Origin of the sequence: Ramlibacter pinisoli, from assembly GCF_009758015.1 — a bacterium.
GTDB lineage: Bacteria > Pseudomonadota > Gammaproteobacteria > Burkholderiales > Burkholderiaceae_C > Ramlibacter > Ramlibacter pinisoli.
The window spans coordinates 625,627-640,646 of sequence record NZ_WSEL01000003.1 but is presented as its reverse complement, the minus strand read 5'-3'; the positions used below and the strand labels follow the sequence as shown (position 1 = coordinate 640,646).

General features: G+C 71.1%; 13 protein-coding genes and 1 pseudogene. 4 read left to right on the top strand and 10 right to left on the bottom strand.

Going from position 1 to position 15,020, the window contains the following annotated elements:
• Window positions 1-3: 3 nt before the first annotated feature.
• A complete protein-coding gene (gene dbpA, locus GON04_RS04240; RefSeq protein ID WP_157396715.1) occupies window positions 4-1,404 on the bottom strand; it encodes an ATP-dependent RNA helicase DbpA in 1,401 nt (466 codons plus the stop codon).
• Between the two features lie 172 nt (window positions 1,405-1,576).
• Between dbpA and GON04_RS27155 the strand changes: the two are divergent.
• Window positions 1,577-3,375: pseudogene (locus tag GON04_RS27155) on the top strand (glycoside hydrolase family 15 protein).
• An 87-nt stretch (window positions 3,376-3,462) separates the two neighbouring features.
• Here the strand turns inward: GON04_RS27155 and GON04_RS04230 are convergent.
• The 3 genes from GON04_RS04230 to GON04_RS04225 form a co-directional block, all read right to left on the bottom strand.
• Window positions 3,463-4,521 carry an alpha/beta fold hydrolase gene (locus tag GON04_RS04230; protein ID WP_157396714.1) on the bottom strand — a complete coding sequence of 353 codons (1,059 nt, stop codon included), beginning with the start codon at window positions 4,519-4,521 and terminating at the stop codon, window positions 3,463-3,465.
• A 100-nt stretch (window positions 4,522-4,621) separates the two neighbouring features.
• Entirely contained in the window at window positions 4,622-4,771 is a 150-nt protein-coding gene (locus tag GON04_RS26545) for a hypothetical protein (RefSeq protein WP_181653882.1), read from the bottom strand.
• 127 nt (window positions 4,772-4,898) lie between these two features.
• Window positions 4,899-5,918 (bottom strand): alpha/beta fold hydrolase, encoded by a 1,020-nt coding sequence (locus tag GON04_RS04225; protein WP_157396713.1) that lies wholly within the window; start codon window positions 5,916-5,918, stop codon window positions 4,899-4,901.
• Window positions 5,919-6,071: 153 nt separating this feature from the next.
• Here GON04_RS04225 and GON04_RS04220 point away from each other — a divergent pair, with 153 nt between their 5' ends.
• Window positions 6,072-6,278, top strand: a complete 207-nt coding sequence (locus GON04_RS04220; RefSeq protein ID WP_157396712.1) for a DUF6494 family protein — start codon at window positions 6,072-6,074, stop codon at window positions 6,276-6,278.
• A gap of 61 nt (window positions 6,279-6,339) precedes the next feature.
• Here GON04_RS04220 and GON04_RS04215 read toward each other — a convergent pair whose 3' ends face one another.
• Window positions 6,340-8,133 carry a glutamine--tRNA ligase/YqeY domain fusion protein gene (locus GON04_RS04215; RefSeq protein ID WP_157396711.1) on the bottom strand — a complete coding sequence of 598 codons (1,794 nt, stop codon included), beginning with the start codon at window positions 8,131-8,133 and terminating at the stop codon, window positions 6,340-6,342.
• A 166-nt stretch (window positions 8,134-8,299) separates the two neighbouring features.
• Between GON04_RS04215 and GON04_RS04210 the strand changes: the two genes are divergently transcribed.
• Window positions 8,300-8,647, top strand: coding sequence for a hypothetical protein (locus GON04_RS04210; protein WP_157396710.1), 348 nt, complete (start codon window positions 8,300-8,302; stop codon window positions 8,645-8,647).
• A 163-nt stretch (window positions 8,648-8,810) separates the two neighbouring features.
• Here GON04_RS04210 and GON04_RS04205 read toward each other — a convergent pair whose 3' ends face one another.
• From GON04_RS04205 to GON04_RS04190, 5 genes are all read right to left on the bottom strand, one after another.
• Window positions 8,811-9,593 (bottom strand): metal ABC transporter permease, encoded by a 783-nt coding sequence (locus GON04_RS04205; RefSeq protein WP_157396709.1) that lies wholly within the window; start codon window positions 9,591-9,593, stop codon window positions 8,811-8,813.
• Window positions 9,590-10,498 (bottom strand): metal ABC transporter substrate-binding protein, encoded by a 909-nt coding sequence (locus GON04_RS04200; protein ID WP_198349214.1) that lies wholly within the window; start codon window positions 10,496-10,498, stop codon window positions 9,590-9,592. The genes GON04_RS04205 and GON04_RS04200 overlap by 4 nt, the downstream gene beginning before the upstream one ends.
• A gap of 22 nt (window positions 10,499-10,520) precedes the next feature.
• Complete coding sequence (locus tag GON04_RS04195) at window positions 10,521-11,948, bottom strand: porin family protein (protein WP_157396707.1); 1,428 nt, start codon at window positions 11,946-11,948, stop codon at window positions 10,521-10,523.
• A 59-nt stretch (window positions 11,949-12,007) separates the two neighbouring features.
• Entirely contained in the window at window positions 12,008-12,358 is a 351-nt protein-coding gene (locus GON04_RS26540) for a hypothetical protein (protein ID WP_198349205.1), read from the bottom strand.
• An 84-nt stretch (window positions 12,359-12,442) separates the two neighbouring features.
• The gene (locus GON04_RS04190; RefSeq protein WP_157396706.1) at window positions 12,443-12,658 is read right to left on the bottom strand and encodes a hypothetical protein; all 216 of its coding nucleotides are present in this window, start codon (window positions 12,656-12,658) and stop codon (window positions 12,443-12,445) included.
• Between the two features lie 492 nt (window positions 12,659-13,150).
• On the opposite strand from GON04_RS04190, the gene GON04_RS04185 reads away from it, so the two are divergent.
• Window positions 13,151-14,932 (top strand): thiamine pyrophosphate-requiring protein, encoded by a 1,782-nt coding sequence (locus GON04_RS04185; RefSeq protein ID WP_157396705.1) that lies wholly within the window; start codon window positions 13,151-13,153, stop codon window positions 14,930-14,932.
• Window positions 14,933-15,020: the final 88 nt, after the last annotated feature.

Genomic DNA, 15,020 nt, shown 5'->3' with positions numbered 1-15,020 from the left:
TGGTCAGTCCCCGCCATCCGTGTCGTCCAGCACCCGCACCTTCACCCCGCGCCCCTTCACCTTGCCGGCGTTCAGGCGCGCCGCCGCCTGCTGGGCGATGCTGCGTTCCACCGCGACGTAGGTGGAGAACTCGTTGACGTCGATCTTGCCGACCTGTTCGCGGGTGTAGCCCAGGTCCTTGGTCAGTGCGCCCAGCACGTCGCCGGGGCGGATCTTTTCCTTGCGCCCGCCCTGGATGTGCAATGTCACCATGGGCGGCACCAGCGGGGCACCGCCGGCCGGTGTCAATTCGTCCAGCGGGTGCCACTCGCTCTCGCGGCCCTGCAACTGCTCGATGCGGCCGACCGCCCCCATCTCGTCCAGGCTGGCCAGGTGGAGGGCGAGGCCGGTCTCGCCGGCGCGGCCGGTGCGGCCGATGCGGTGGATGTGCACCTCGGGGTCGGGCGTGACGTCGACGTTCAGCACGCAGGCCAGGCTGGCGATGTCGAGGCCCCGGGCGGCGACGTCGGTGGCCACCAGCACCGAGCAGCTGCGGTTGGCGAAGCGCACCAGCACCTGGTCGCGCTCGCGCTGCTCCAGGTCGCCGTACAGCGCCAGCGCGCTGAAGCCCTGCGCCTGCAGCGCCTCGACCACCTCGCGGCAGCGCACCTTGGTGTTGCAGAAGGCCAGCGTGCTGGCCGGCCGGAAGTGGTCGAGCAGGCGAGCGATGGCGGGGAGGCGATCGCGGTCGGCGACCTCGTACCAGCGCTGCGCGATGGTGCCGCTGGCGTGCTGCGCCTCGACCTTCACCGTCAGCGGCTCGCGCATGAACTGCGCCGCCAGTTTCGCGATGCCCTCCGGGTAGGTGGCGGAGAACAGCAGCGTCTGGCGCACGGGCGGGCACTGGCTGGCGACCTTGCCGATGTCGTCGACGAAGCCCATGTCCAGCATGCGGTCGGCCTCGTCCAGCACCAGCGTGTTCAGCGCCGCCAGACCGAGGCTGCCGCGCTCCAGGTGGTCCAGCACCCGGCCCGGCGTGCCCACCACGATGTGGGCGCCATGCTCCAGCGTGGCCAGCTGCCCGCGCAGCGGCACGCCGCCGCACAGGGTCACCACCTTGATGTTGTCTTCGGAGCGGGCGAGCCGGCGCACTTCCGTGGTCACCTGGTCGGCCAGCTCGCGGGTGGGGCACAGCACCAGCGACTGCACGGCGAAGCGGCGCGGATTGAGGTTGGCCAGCAGGGTGAGCGCGAAAGCGGCGGTCTTGCCGCTGCCGGTCTTGGCCTGGGCGATCACATCCTTGCCCAGCAGCGCGGTGGGCAGGGCGGCGGCCTGGATCGCCGTCATCTGCAGGTAGCCCAGGCGCTGCAGGTTGTCGAGGGTGGCGGGGGAGAGGGGGAGCGTGTCGAACGAGGCGGAAAGCATGCGGCGATCATGCCCGACGCGAACGGTCGCGCGCGGCCGCGCTGGCTCGTCGGCGCAGGGGCGTCATGGACCGGTTCGGTCAGCCCGTGGCCTGGCTCTGCAGCCGGTGCCGACGGCGAAGGTCGGGCTTGCATCCGACACGCGGCCGGCCATCGCCCGGCAAGATGCGGCCATGCCCCGCCGCATCGAAGACCACGCCCTGCTGGGGGACGGCGAGACCGTGGCCCTGGTCGACCGCAGCGGCGCGATCGACTGGCTCTGCTGGCCGCGCATCGATTCCGAGGCGCTGTTCTGCGCCCTGCTGGGCGACGACGACAACGGCTTCTGGCGCATCGCACCGCTGGACGGCAGCGCGACCGCCACGCGCCAGTATCGCGACGACACGCTGCTGCTGGAGACGCGCTTCGACTGCAGCGAGGGCAGCGTCGAGGTCGTCGACGCGCTGCCGGTGGGCACCGGGCTGCGCCACCTGGTGCGGCTGGTGCGCGGTCTGCGCGGGCGGGTGCGCGTGCGCAGCGAGCTGGCGATCCGCTTCGGCTATGGCCAGACCAAGCCCTGGGTCACGCACGAGGGCGGCGTGCTGTGCGCCGTGGCGGGCGCGCACCGGGTGGTGCTGCGTGGCCCGGTGCCGCACGCGGGCCAGGACTTCCGCAGCTACGCCGACTTCGAGATCGGCGCCGGCGAGGAGGTGGCCTTCGTGCTCACCCATTCGGTCTCGTACGAGGACATCCCGCCGCCGCTGGACGCGCAGCGGGCACTGCAGGAGACCACCGCGTACTGGCGCGGCTGGCTGTCGCGCTGCCAGGTGGGCGGGCCCTGGGTCGCGATGGTGCACCGCTCGCTGCTCACGCTGAAGGCGCTGACCAACGTGCGCACCGGCGGCATGGTGGCCGCCGCCACCACCTCGCTGCCCGAGGCCTGGGGCGGCGCGCGCAACTGGACTACCGTTTCTGCTGGCTGCGCGATTCGACGATGGCGCTGCTGGCCCTGCTGCAGACCGGCTACCAGGACGAGGCGCGCGAGTGGCGCAACTGGCTGCTGCGCGCCTGCGCGGCCTCGCCGGCCGAGATGCAGATCATGTACGGCGTGGCCGGCGAGCGGCTGCTGCCCGAGTGGGAGGCCGACTGGCTGCCCGGCTACGGCGGCGCCCGGCCGGTGCGCATCGGCAATGCCGCCTCGCGCCAGCGCCAGCTGGACATCTACGGCGAGGTGGCCGACGTGCTGCTGCACTCGGTGGCCGCCGGCCTGACGCCCGAGAAGGAAGGGATGCAGCGCGCCCTGGCCGTGATGCGGCACGTGGCCCGCATCTGGCAGGAACCCGACGCCGGCATGTGGGAGGTGCGCGGGCCGCCGCGCCAGTTCACGCATTCGAAGGTGATGGCCTGGGTGGCCATCGACCGCTACGTGCGCCTGGCCGAGATGCAGCAGGCCGACATCGACCTGGCGCCCTGGCGCGCGTTGCGCGACGAGATCCATGCCTGGATCTGCCGGCACTGCCTGGACCCGCAGGCCGGCTGCTTCGTGCAGTTCGCGGGCGGCCGGGACCTGGACGCCGCGCTGCTGATGCTGCCGATCGTGGGTTTCCTGCCGCCGCAGGATCCGCGCATGCTGGCCACCGTGGCGGCGATCGAGCGCGACCTGGTGCGCGACGGCCTGGTGTGCCGCTACATCACCCACCCCGCGGTGGACGGCCTGCCGCCCGGCGAAGGCGTGTTCGTCGCCTGCAGCTTCTGGCTGGTCGACAACCTGGTGCTGCAGGGCCGGCTGCAGGAAGCACGCTCCCTGTACGAGCGCCTGCTGGGCCTGTGCAACGACGTCGGCCTGCTGTCGGAGGAGTACGACCCGGTGGCCCGGCGCATGCTGGGCAACTTCCCGCAGGCCTTCAGCCACATCGGCATCGTCAACTCGGCGCTGAACCTGCAGCGGGCCGAGGGGCCGGCCCGGCAGCGCGCGGAGAAGGCCGCGGAGTAGGGCCGCGGGGTAGGACCGGCGAGCCGGACTCGCCGTGCTGGATGGGCGTGACGGGGGCCGTGACGCAGGTCGGCGGCCGCGATCCGGTCAGTGCGTGTCGACCACGTGCGAAGCCGCCACCGACGCGCCGAGGGGCGTCGGGCCGGCCACGGGCGCCTCCGCCGCCACATGGCCCGGCATCACCAGTCCCTGACGGCCGGCCGCCAGCGCCTCCTCGATGCCGGACAGGATCTGCTCGTGCGCCTGGTAGTGCGCCATGTGGCCCATGCCCGAGACCATGCGCAGGCGCGCCCGCGGCACGGTGGCATGCAGCCGCACCGACTGCTGCGGCGACACGATGCCGTCCTCGGTGCCCGCGACCACGGTCACCGGGGTGCGCAGCGTGGCGTAGTGCGGCCGCAGCGCGCGGGCCTGGGCCACCATGCGGGCGCCGTCTTCGGCCGTGGCCCGTTGCTGCAGCGGGCGCAGCAGCAGCTCGCGCGGCAGCAAGTGCTGGAACTGCTCGGGCACCGGCCACGGGTCGAAGATCGCGCGCAGCGTGGCGCCCAGGGTCGCCCGCGCCGTCCACGCGGAGGTGGTGTAGCGCAGCACGTCGCCCAGGATGGGCACGGCGGCCGGCGCCGTGAGCCAGCGGTCCAGCCGCGGGGTGGGCCAGTAGTAGCCGCTGACCAGCACCAGCCCGGCCACGTCGGCCGGTTCCTGCAGGGCCATGGCCAGCGCCACCTGCGCGCCCAGTGAATGCCCCACGACCACCGGCCGGTGCACGCCCAGCGCCGCGGCGGCCTGGTGCAGCAGGCGCGCCTGCCGCGCCGGCGTCCACGCGTAGCCGCGCGGCCGGTCGCTGTGGCCGAACCCGGGCCGGTCGATCACCAGCACCTGGTACCGCTCGGCCAGCCGGGCGAGCAGGCCGCTGGCCTCGAAGTCGGCGCCGTGCACCAGGTTGCCGTGCACCAGCAGCACCGGCGGCCCCTCGCCGACCAGCCGGTAGTGCAGGCGCGTGCCGTGCACGTACAGCAGGTGGTGCGGTGCATGGTGGTGGCGCTCGGCCTCGCGCGAGGCGTGCTCGACCCAGAGGGCGCTGCCGATGGCGGCCACGGCAGCCAGGGCGCCGTAGCCGAGCGGTGTGAGGCGTGGAAGGTGGTCCATGCGCGCAGCATGGAGAACGGCGCCCCGAGTGCTGTCGGGCCAATTCGGCGGTGCGCGTAGTTCTGCTCTGGCGTGCCCGACGGTCCAGCCGGGATTGCGCCTACTGCTTGTTCTTCAGCTTGCCCTTGGGCATCACCGTGGTCATCGGGGGCATCGGCCGGTCGGAGGTCGAGCCGCCTTCCTTGGGAGGCGTGTGGTCCTTTTTCGGCTTCTTCGCCATCTTCTTGCTGTGTTGGTCACGGTTGGCCATGGTGCGCTCCTTCTCTGGCCCAGCAACTGTACAGCGCGCCACTGCCGATGCGGACTTCGCGTTGCGTCCCGCACACGCACCTTGCTGCATGTGACACCGCGGCCGGTGACCGCGAGGCGGCGACGGGCTAGCCCACGCTCTGCACGCCGACCGTCGCCGTGTCGCGCACGGCCGGCTCGGTGCGCCGCACCAGCGGCATGGTGCGGTCCGACTCCAGCGCCTCGTCGACGCCCGCCAGGATCTGCTCGTGCGCCCGGTAGTGCGCCATGTGGCCGACGCCGTCGACCAGGCGCAGGCGCGCGCGCGGCACGGCCTCATGCAGCTGCACCGACTGCTTGGGCGGCACGATGCGGTCCTGCGTGCCGGCGATCACGGTGACGGGCATGCGCAGCGAGCCGTAGTGCGGCTCCAGCGCGCGGGCCTGGCCGACCATGTGGTTGCCGTCTTCCGCGGTCGCGCGCTGCTGCAGCGGGCGCAGCAGCAGGTCGCGCGGCAGCAGCTGCAAGAAGGACTCGGGCACCGGCTCGGGATCGAACAGCGCACGCAGCGTCGAACCGAAGGTGGCCCGCGCCGTCCACGCCGAGGTCGTGTAGCGCAGCACGTCGCCCAGCACCGGCACCGACACGGGCGCCGCCATCCACCGGTCCAGCCGCAGGTTCGGCCAGTAATAGCCGCTCACGAGCACCAGGCCCGCCACGCTCGCCTGCTGCTGCAGCGCCATCGCCAGCGCCACCTGTGCCCCCAGGGAGTGGCCGACGACCACCGGCCGGTGCACGTCGAGCGCCTCCGCCGCGTCGTGCAGCAGGCGGGCCTGGCGCGCCGGCGTCCACGCGATGCCGCGCGGCCGGTCGCTGAAGCCGAACCCGGGGCGGTCGATCACCAGCACCTGGTGGCGCTCGGCCAGCCGCTCCAGCAGCCCGCTCGCCTCCCAGTCGGCTCCGTGCACCAGGTTGCCGTGCAGCAGCAGCACGGGCGGGCCTTCGCCGACCAGCCGGTAGTGCAGGTGCGTGCCGTGGATGTAGATGTGGTGGTGCGGCGCGTGGAACCGCCGCTCCGCTTCGCGCGTGCGGCGCTCGACCCACAGCGCATTGCCAATGGCCGCCAGGACCACGGAGGCGCCGGCGGCGAGGGGAGTTCGGAGCTTCATGCGCGCAGCATGGTGCAGCCCGGCGCGGTGAGTGTCGGGCTAGCGCGGGTGTGGATGTAGTTCGGCGCTGGCGTGCGGATGAGCTAAAGGCGGATTTGCCTCGCCCGCCATCCGCGCCCTAGCATCGGTGCTCCCATCCCCAGGAGAGCCGCCATGGACGACGAAGTGTTCAACCTCAGCATCCGCAAGTTCCTGAAAGTCGTCGGCGTGAGCTCGCAGCGCGACATCGAGCAGGCGGTGGCCAAGGCGCTGCAGGAAGGACGCATCAGCGGCAACGAGACGCTGCCCGCGACGATGACGCTGGAGGTGCCGGGGTTGAAGTTGAAGGTGGGGTTCGATGGGGAGGTCAGGCTGCAGTAGGCGTTCAAGAGCTCGCCCGGCGGAATGATCTCAGGGCCGCCCCTGCTGACTTCCTGACGTTCTACTTGCCCCAGCTGTCCTTCAATCCCGTCACCCGGTTGAAGACCACCTTCCCCGCTGTCGAGTCGTGATCCTTCCGATCCGCCACGAAGTACCCGTGCCTCTCGAACTGGAACTTCTCATCCCCCTGTGAGCTGCCCAGCGACGGCTCCACATACGCCGTCACCACCTTCAGCGAATCCGGGTTCAGCTCCTCCAGGAAGTCCTTCTCCCCGGTGTCCGGCTGGGCCACCGCGAACAGCCGGTCGTAGAGCCGCACTTCGGCCTTGAGCCCATCGGCGACGCCGACCCAGGTGATGGTGCCCTTGACCTTCACCTTGTCGGCGCCCGGCGTGCCGCTCTTGGTGTCCGGCACCAGCCTGGCCCGGACCTGCACCACGGTGCCCTGGGCGTCCCTGTCGGCGCCGACGCACTCGATCACGTGGCCGTACTTCAGGCGCACCTTGTTGCCCGGGAACAGGCGGAAGAAGCCCTTGGGCGGGGTTTCCTCGTAGTCGGTGCGCTCGATCCACAGCTCCTTGCCGAACATGAAGCTGCGGCGGCCGCGCGATTCGTCGTGCGGATGCACGGGGGCGGAGCAGGGGTCGAGCTGGTCGTCCCCGCCCATCAACTCGCCCCAGTTCTCGATCACCAGCTTCACCGGGTCGAGCACCGCCATGGCGCGGGCGGCCTTGGGGTCGAGGTCGTCGCGCAGGGCGATTTCCAGGGTGCTGTAGTCGATCCAGCTGTCCGCCTTGGTCACGCCGATGCGCTCGGCGAACAGCTGCAGGCTCTCGGGCGTGTAGCCGCGCCGGCGCAGGCCCACGATGGTGGGCAGGCGGGGGTCGTCCCAGCCGCTCACGTGCTTCTCGTCCACCAGCTGCTTGAGCTTGCGCTTGCTGGTGACCACGTAGGTGAGGTTCAGCCGGGCGAACTCGTACTGGCGCGGGTGCGGCTTGTTGACCAGGCCGCCTTCGGCCAAGCGATCGAGCAGCCAGTCGTAGAACGGTCGCTGGTCCTCGAACTCCAGCGTGCACAGGCTGTGGGTGATGTTCTCCAGCGCGTCCTCGATCGGGTGCGCGAAGGTGTACATCGGGTAGATGCACCAGGTGTTGCCGGTGTTGTGGTGCTCCGCATGCTTGATGCGGTAGAGCGCCGGGTCCCGCATGTTGATGTTGGGGCTGGCCATGTCGATCTTGGCGCGCAGCACCGCGGCCCCGTCGGCCAGCTTGCCGTCGCGCATCTCGCGGAACCGGTTGCGGTTCTCGTCGATGCTGCGGCTGCGGAACGGGCTGTCGGTGCCCGGGCGCGAGAAGTCGCCGCGGTTCGCGCGCATCTGCTCGGGCGTCTGCTCGTCCACGTAGGCCAGGCCGGCTTCGACCAGGTACTCCGCCGCGCGGTACATGAAGTCGAAGTAGTCGCTGGCCTGGTAGAGGTGGCTGGTGCCGTGGGCGTCCCAGCTGAACCCGAGCCAGCGCACGGCGTCCTTGATGCCCTCGACGTACTCCATCTCCTCCTTCTCGGGGTTGGTGTCGTCGAAGCGCATGTGGCACACGCCGCCGTATTCGTTGGCGAGGCCGAAATTCAGGCAGATGCTCTTGGCATGGCCCACGTGAAGGTAGCCGTTGGGCTCGGGCGGGAAGCGGGTTCGGATGCGGGCCGGGTCCAGCGGCCCGGACTGTTGTGTTGCCGCATCACCCGGGATGCCGGCCCAATGTCTCTGGCTGTAAATGCCCTGCTCGAGGTCGCGCTCGATGATCTGCCGCAGGAAATTGCTGGGTTTGGCAGCGTCTTTGTCGCCGGTCGGGGTGGTCATAGCCGGTCAATTCTAGGGTTGACCCGGGTTACCCCCGGTATGGCTGGGTTACGTCTGGCAACGGCTTTGACGGAACAGCGGTATCCGAACCTCGATGCTCGGGCGTTCAATATGCACAGAGGCGTCGCACAGCCGCCCCAAGAACATCGTCATAGGAGCAGTAATCATGTCGATCCGCACTTCCCTCTTCAGCAAGGCCGCCGCCCTGGCCGTCGGCCTGACGGCCCTGGTCGCGGCCGGCGCCGCCCAGGCCGGCGGCGGCGTCTCCTGGTCCGTCGGCATCAGTTCCCCCGGCATGGCCGTCGGCGTGGCGCCGGCGCCCGTCTACGTGCAGCCGCAGCCGGTCTATGTGCAGCCGCAGCCGGTGTGGCAGCCCACCACCATCTACTCGGTCCCGCCGGTGATGTACACGCAGCCGGCCGTGGTCTACCCGGCAGGAGCCCTCGTGCAGCCGGTGGTCGTGCAGCAGGCGGTGCCCATCCACCGCGGCCATCACCACCACTACTGGCGCTGAGCGGCTGCGCCGCACCGCCTCGAGCCCGGATCCATTCTCCGTTCTCTCCAAGGTGCCCCCGGAAGCGTTCGGCGCTCGGGGGCTTTTTTCATGGGCGCGTCGCCGGCGCGACCTGGTGAAACCGCCGGGGGCCGCTCATGCCGGCCCCAGCCGGGCGCCGGCGTCAGGCGCGCTGGCGTTCCGGCAGGGCCTGGGCCGTGGGCAGCCTGGACGCGGCCACCGCGGTCGCCGCCAGCGCGCAGACGATCACGGCCCCGGACGGCAGGTCGAACACGGCCGACAGCACCAGCCCCAGCACGTAGCCGATGGCGCCCACGGCATAGCCGAGCACCAGCCGTGCGCGCCCCTGCCGCCGCACGGTGGCGAGCGCCGGCACGATCAGGCTGGTGAACACCAGGTACACACCGACCAGCTGCACGGAAGCGGTGACGGCCACCGCGAAGGCAGCGTAGAAGCCGAAGCGGCCCAGCCGCCGCGTCCAGCCCAGGGCCATGGCGGCCAGCAGCAGCGCCGTCACGATCGCCAGCGCGACCAGGTCCGTGCTGCCCACCCAGAGGATCTGGCCGACCAGCAGGTTCTTCAGGTGTTCGCCGCCGTGCGGATTGCCGGCCAGCAGCAGGATGCCCACGGACGCCGCCAGCACGAACAGCACACCGATGAGCGCTTCCTGCTGCTGCGGCAGCTTGCGCTCGGTCCAGGTGAGCAGGCCGGCGCCCAGCAGTGCCGCACAGACCGCGGCCACCTGCACGGCGAGGCCGTGTTCCGGCAGGCCCAGGGAATCCGCGGCGATCACGCCCAGTCCGGCGATCTGCGCAATGGCGAGGTCGATGAACACGATGCCGCGTTCGAGCACCTGCATGCCCAGCGGAATGTGGGTGGCCAGCACCAGCAGCCCGGCGAGCAGCGCCGGGCCGAGGATGCCCAGGTCGATGGCGCCCCAGCTCATTTGCCGCCGGCCGCCGCCAGCAGGCGCGCGAGCGTGTCGTCGAACAGGCCGAACAGGTCCTTGGCGGCGTCGCTGCCGCCCACCGTGAAGGGGATCTTCACCACGGGAATGCCGGCGTTCTTGCCCAGCCACTCCGAGGGCCGCGGATCCTGGTAGGCGGAATACAGCACCATGCGGGCCGGTGTCGCTTTCAGCGCGGCCAGGACACCTTGCAGGTGGGCGGCGCTCGGCTCGACGCCGGGCTTGGGTTCCAGCACCACCACTTCCTTCATCCCCAGCCAGTCGTACAGGTAGACATAGCCCTTGTGCTGGGACGCCACCGGCAGCCCGCGCAATGGCACCGCCTGCGCGTTCCAGCGCGCGATCGCCTGCTGCCACTTCTGCTGGAAAGCCGCCGCGCGCTCGCCGTACTGCGCGGCGTGGGCGGTGTCCACCTGCTGCAGGCGCGTAGCGAGTGCCGTGGCAACCGCCGCGATATTGCGCGGGTCGGTCTGGATGTGCGGGTTGCCCGCTGCGTGCACGTCGCCCTGGGAGCGGTCCAGGCTGGCAGGGATCTCGAGCTTGCGCACGTAGTCGGCGGCGGCGAAGTTGCCGGCCCGGCCGGGCTGCACGCGGTCGTTGCCTGATTGCTGCAGCAGCACCGGCAGCCAACCGGCTTCCAGCTCGGCCCCGGTGCAGACCACCAGGTCGGCGTTGCGCGTGCGGGCGATCAGGCTGGGCCGGGCCTGGATCTGGTGCGGATCCTGCAGGGAGGTGGTGGCGACGCTGACGTCGACCAGCGATCCCCCGAGCTCCTGCGCCAGTGCGCCCCATTCGGGCTCGCAGGCCAGCACCTTCAGGGCGGCATGGGCTGGCGCAGCGGCCAGCGCCAGCGCCGCGACGGCAGCCGCCAGCAGTTGCTTCATGTGTGTCATCGAGGTCTCCTTCTCAATAGCTGTGCGCGCCGTGCGCGCCCAGGCTCATCTGGTATTGCACCGTCCACTGCCAGTCGGGGTCGCCGGGGCGGGCGCGGTCCTGCGCAGCCTGGAGACGCCAGCGCGAGAACTCGCTGGGACTCCAGTCCAGCATCAGGGTCTGCTTGGTCGGGTTGCCGCTGTCCAGGCCGACGAGGCCGGCGTTGGCGCCGTAGTCGGGCACGCCCGGATTGAGGCGCTCGGTGCGCAGCCCCACGCGCCAGCGCGGCATGAATTGGTAGAGGCCTTGCAGGTACCAGCCCGACTGCGAGGCCCGGAAGTTGCCCGGCGAGGCGAGCCCCGTGGTGTCGACCACGACCGAGCCGTCCCGCGTGCTGTACAGGTATTCGGCCTGCAGCTTGAAGTTCTGGCGCGACGGATTGCCGTTGGGCGCCCACTTCCACACCGCGTCGGCCACCCAGACCCTGGTGTTGCCGGTGAAGGCGTTGGTGATCGGGTTGCCGACGCTGTCGAAGGCGGCCAGGTCCTGGTTGTCGGCGCGGGCGCGCAGGAAGGACAGGCCGGCGCGCCAGCTGTGGCTGTCGCCGATGTCGCCGCCGCTGTGGGCGGAGACGGCGGCCATGCCGGCGCCGTTGCGGTTGGTGTCGGTGCCCGGGAAGCTGCGGCCGCGGCCCAGCTCTGCGCGAATCTCGAAGAACTGATCGGTCGGCGCGAGCCAGGCCAGCTGCACGCCGTCGTCGCCGAACTGCCTGCCCAGCATGGCCTGGTAGGCCAGCGGCGCGTCGACGAAGTCCCAGGTGTGGGCGTGCTGGGCATTCAGGTAGCCGACGCTGGAGAAGAAGCGGCCGGCCTTCAGCGTCAGTCCCTGGCCCAGGGACGTGGTCTGCACGTACGCCTCCTCGACCGACACCTGGTTGTCCGGCGTGAAGGCAATGGCGGCAAAGCCCCGGAACCACGGGTCGATGTTGGCGGTGAGCCCCAGTTCGCTTTCGGCGAGGCTGAAGCCGCGGGTGCCGGGCCCGATCTCGGCGGTCGGCGGCAGCGGGAAGCCGCGGATGCGGTAGTCGGCCGGGTCGCGCGAGGTGTGCGTGTACTGGCCGGACAGGATGAGCGATGCCTCGAGCAGCGGTGGTGGACTGGCGCGCGCGGTCGGCGTGGGCGACGGCGCAGGCACTGCGGGAACGGCCACTGCCGCCGGCACGGCGGGAACGACGACTGCTCCCGGCGCGGCCTGTTGGCTTTGAGCGGGCGCCTGCTGGCTTTGCGCGGCCTGCTCGGCCGCACGCAGGCGCTCTTCCAGCGCACGGATGCGCTGCTCGTATTCGGCCCGCATCGCGTCGAGTTCGCGGCGCAGGCTCTGGGTGTCGGGGGCGGGTTGGGCAGCGGCACTGCCCGCGGCGAGGCAGAGGACCAGCCCTGCCCGGCGCCAAGTGGATTCCATGGAGTGCTCCTTGCACGAATGACAAGCGCACGCGCGGGTTCCGCGCGTGCAACCGGCAATCAGGCGTGCGGGAGCGGTGGGGCGCGGCTGCGATAGGCCGCTATTGCGACGGGGCGCGGGGCGGGGGCAGGTTGGAAGGACGGTTGCGCGAGCGGTGGCGCGGGTGGCAGCGCGGCGGGAGCGGCAGACGCCGGCGCGGCGCCGCCGACCACGGCGGCGACGGCGCAAAGGTCGCACTGGATGGGCAGATGGGCGGGCGCCTGCCGGTCCGATCCCGCGCTGGCAGACTGCAGGTGCAGCAGCGCGTGGGTGGCTGCCGCCCATTGCGCCGCCGGTAGCCACAAGGCCAGCACCAGCAGCCAGCCAAGCGGGTGGCTGCGAAGGGTGCGGCGGAAAGCGGCGAGGGTCACGACCCCCGGAGTTTAGTCAGCGCAGCCAGCCTTGCCGATGAATGTGACCGTGGTCGAGATGCCGGCCGCCCGTCACACCTGTCGTCACTCGTCCTCGCCGCGCAGCGGTGGCTCGGGCGGGAAGGTGGGGTGCAGCAGCTTCTGCCGCTCGATCTGGGCCATCAGGTGCGGGCGGATGCTGTCCAGCCCGTAGCCGCTCTTGCCGCGCCGCGGACCCCAGGCATTGGCCCGCGCCGTCCGTGTCGCCGAAGGGCTGCGCTTGTTTTCAGGATCGCGTTGCGGTGAATCGTCTCGGGCCATGGTGGTGATGCCGCGTCTCCTGCGACATTCATGACACCGTAGGCGCCGTGCGGGCGGGCACTTGCCCGTGTGCACGAGGACCAGTCGTAGGCGGGATCGGACCTGACGGGTTGGTCCTACACGACACCTCCACCAGCCCGACTGAACACGAAGCGACCGCCCAAAAAAGAGCCCCCAGGCTTTGGGCCTGGGGGCAACATGCCAGTCGCGGGACGGAGGGCCGGACCAGCTCACCCCGGAGGAGGAGGGGACTCAGAGGAGTCGGGGTGATTTCCCTGAGGGGTTGGCTGTGCGCATGCCTGCCAGCCCCTGCAATTCCGTGCCCGTAGTAAACCGCAGGCCACTTTCAGGGGCTGTAGGACGGAGCCGCAATTTGTCTCGAATGGAACGCGACCGCAGGGTCGATTGCGCTACTCGACACTGCTGCGCGCTGACAGCCCGCGCGCCATGCACTGACGCCATGGAGGCGGCGCGCTGCCTAAGCTGCCTCGCATGAGCAGCAAGACAGTGGGTGACCAGGTCCTCGAGCGCCTGCAGGCGTGGGGCGTGCGGCGCGTGTTCGGGTATCCGGGCGATGGCATCAACGGCGTGGTCACGGCGTTCCCGCGCGTGCCGGCACTGGAGTTCGTGCAGGCCCGCCACGAGGAGCTCGCGGCCTTCATGGCCTGCGCGCACGCGAAGTTCACCGGCGAGGTGGGCGTGTGCCTGGCCACGTCGGGGCCGGGTGCCATCCACCTCCTCAATGGCCTGTACGACGCCAAGGCCGACCACCAGCCGGTGGTGGCCATCGTCGGGCAGCAGGCGCGCATGGCCATGGGCGGCGACTACCAGCAGGAGGTGGACCTCGCGGCGCTGTTCAAGGACGTCGCGCACGAGTTCGTGCAGACCGCCATGGTGCCGGCCCAGGTGCGGCACCTCATCGACCGTGCCATGCGCATCGCGCGCGACCAGCGCACGGTCACCTGCGTGATCCTGCCCAACGACCTGCAGGAGGCCGCTGCAGTGGAGACGCCGCCGCGCGAACACGGCTCGGTGCACAGCGGCATCGGCGTCACCGGCGAGGCGCAGGTGCCGGATGCGGGCGCGCTGCAGGCCGCCGCCGACGTGCTCAACGCCGGCCAGCGCGTGGCCATCCTGGTGGGCGCCGGCGCGCTGCAGGCGGGCCAGGAGGTCATCGCGCTGGCGGACCGGCTGGGCGCTGGCATCGCCAAGGCGCTGCTCGGCAAGGCCGTCGTGCCGGACGACCTGCCGTTCGTCACCGGCGCCATCGGCCTGCTGGGCACCGAACCGAGCTGGGCGCTCATGCAGGGCTGCGACACGCTGCTGATGGTCGGCACCAGCTTCCCCTATTCGGAATACCTGCCCAAGGAGGGCCAGGCGCGCGCGGTGCAGATCGACCTGGACAACCGGCGCCTGGGCCTGCGCTACCCGACCGAAGTGAACCTGGTGGGCGACAGCCGCAAGACCCTGCAGGCCTTGCTGCCCCTGCTGCAGCCGAAGAGCGACCGGGCGTGGCGCCAGCAGATCGAGGCCGGCGTGGACAAGTGGTGGCGCACCCTGGCCGAGCGAGCCGCCAGCGATGCCGTGCCCATCAATCCGCAACGCGTGTTCCACGAGCTGTCGCCGCGCCTGCCCGACGATGCCATCGTCTGCTGCGATTCGGGCACCAGCGCGGCCTGGTACGCGCGCGACCTGAAGTTCCGCCAGGGGATGATGGGCTCGGTCTCGGGCGGACTGGCGTCGATGGGCTGCGCCTTGCCGTATGCGCTGGCGGCCAAGCTGGCCTATCCCGGCCGGCCGGCGCTCGCGCTGCTGGGCGATGGCGCCATGCAGATGCTTGGCCTGAACGCGCTGGTGACCATCGCCCACCGCTGGAAGCAGTGGGCCGACCCGCGGCTGGTGGTGCTGGTGCTGAACAACGGCGACCTGAACATGGTGACCTGGGAACAGCGCGGCACCACCGGTGCGCCGCGCTTTGACGCCTCGCAGCTGCTGCCCGGGTTCCCGTATGCCGACTACGCCCGGCTGCTCGGCCTGGGCGGCCTGCGGGTCGAGCGGCCCGAGCAGGTGACGCTGGCACTGGAAGAGGCGCTGGGCGCCGACCGACCGGTGGTGCTGGACCTCGTGGTCGACCCCAACGTCCTGCCCATCCCGCCGCACGTCACGCCCAAGCAGGCGAAGGCGTCGATCGGTGCCCTGCTCAAGGGCGACCCGGAGGCGCTGTCGGTGGTGAAGGCGACGGCCAGGGAATGGTGGGCGTCGGTGCGGGGGTGACTGCCGGGCGGAATGCCGCCCTTTGCGTCAGGCCGGGCTCGTCCCCTGTCCTCGTCATGCCGGGCTCGACCCGGCATCCATCTTCAGG

Excerpts from the sequence above, each read along its gene's own strand:
- GON04_RS04185 (WP_157396705.1), top strand. The coding sequence starts at position 13,151 with ATGAGCAGCAAGACAGTGGGTGACCAGGTCCTCGAGCGCCTGCAGGCG.
- GON04_RS26545 (WP_181653882.1), bottom strand. The coding sequence starts at position 4,771 with ATGGCCAACCGTGACCAACACAGCAAGAAGATGGCGAAGAAGCCGAAA.
- GON04_RS04215 (WP_157396711.1), bottom strand. The coding sequence starts at position 8,133 with ATGACCACCCCGACCGGCGACAAAGACGCTGCCAAACCCAGCAATTTC.
- GON04_RS04190 (WP_157396706.1), bottom strand. The coding sequence starts at position 12,658 with ATGGCCCGAGACGATTCACCGCAACGCGATCCTGAAAACAAGCGCAGC.
- GON04_RS04210 (WP_157396710.1), top strand. The coding sequence starts at position 8,300 with ATGTCGATCCGCACTTCCCTCTTCAGCAAGGCCGCCGCCCTGGCCGTC.
- GON04_RS04225 (WP_157396713.1), bottom strand. The coding sequence starts at position 5,918 with ATGAAGCTCCGAACTCCCCTCGCCGCCGGCGCCTCCGTGGTCCTGGCG.
- GON04_RS04220 (WP_157396712.1), top strand. The coding sequence starts at position 6,072 with ATGGACGACGAAGTGTTCAACCTCAGCATCCGCAAGTTCCTGAAAGTC.
- GON04_RS04195 (WP_157396707.1), bottom strand. The coding sequence starts at position 11,948 with ATGGAATCCACTTGGCGCCGGGCAGGGCTGGTCCTCTGCCTCGCCGCG.
- GON04_RS04200 (WP_198349214.1), bottom strand. The coding sequence starts at position 10,498 with ATGAAGCAACTGCTGGCGGCTGCCGTCGCGGCGCTGGCGCTGGCCGCT.
- GON04_RS04205 (WP_157396709.1), bottom strand. The coding sequence starts at position 9,593 with ATGAGCTGGGGCGCCATCGACCTGGGCATCCTCGGCCCGGCGCTGCTC.
- GON04_RS04230 (WP_157396714.1), bottom strand. The coding sequence starts at position 4,521 with ATGGACCACCTTCCACGCCTCACACCGCTCGGCTACGGCGCCCTGGCT.
- dbpA (WP_157396715.1), bottom strand. The coding sequence starts at position 1,404 with ATGCTTTCCGCCTCGTTCGACACGCTCCCCCTCTCCCCCGCCACCCTC.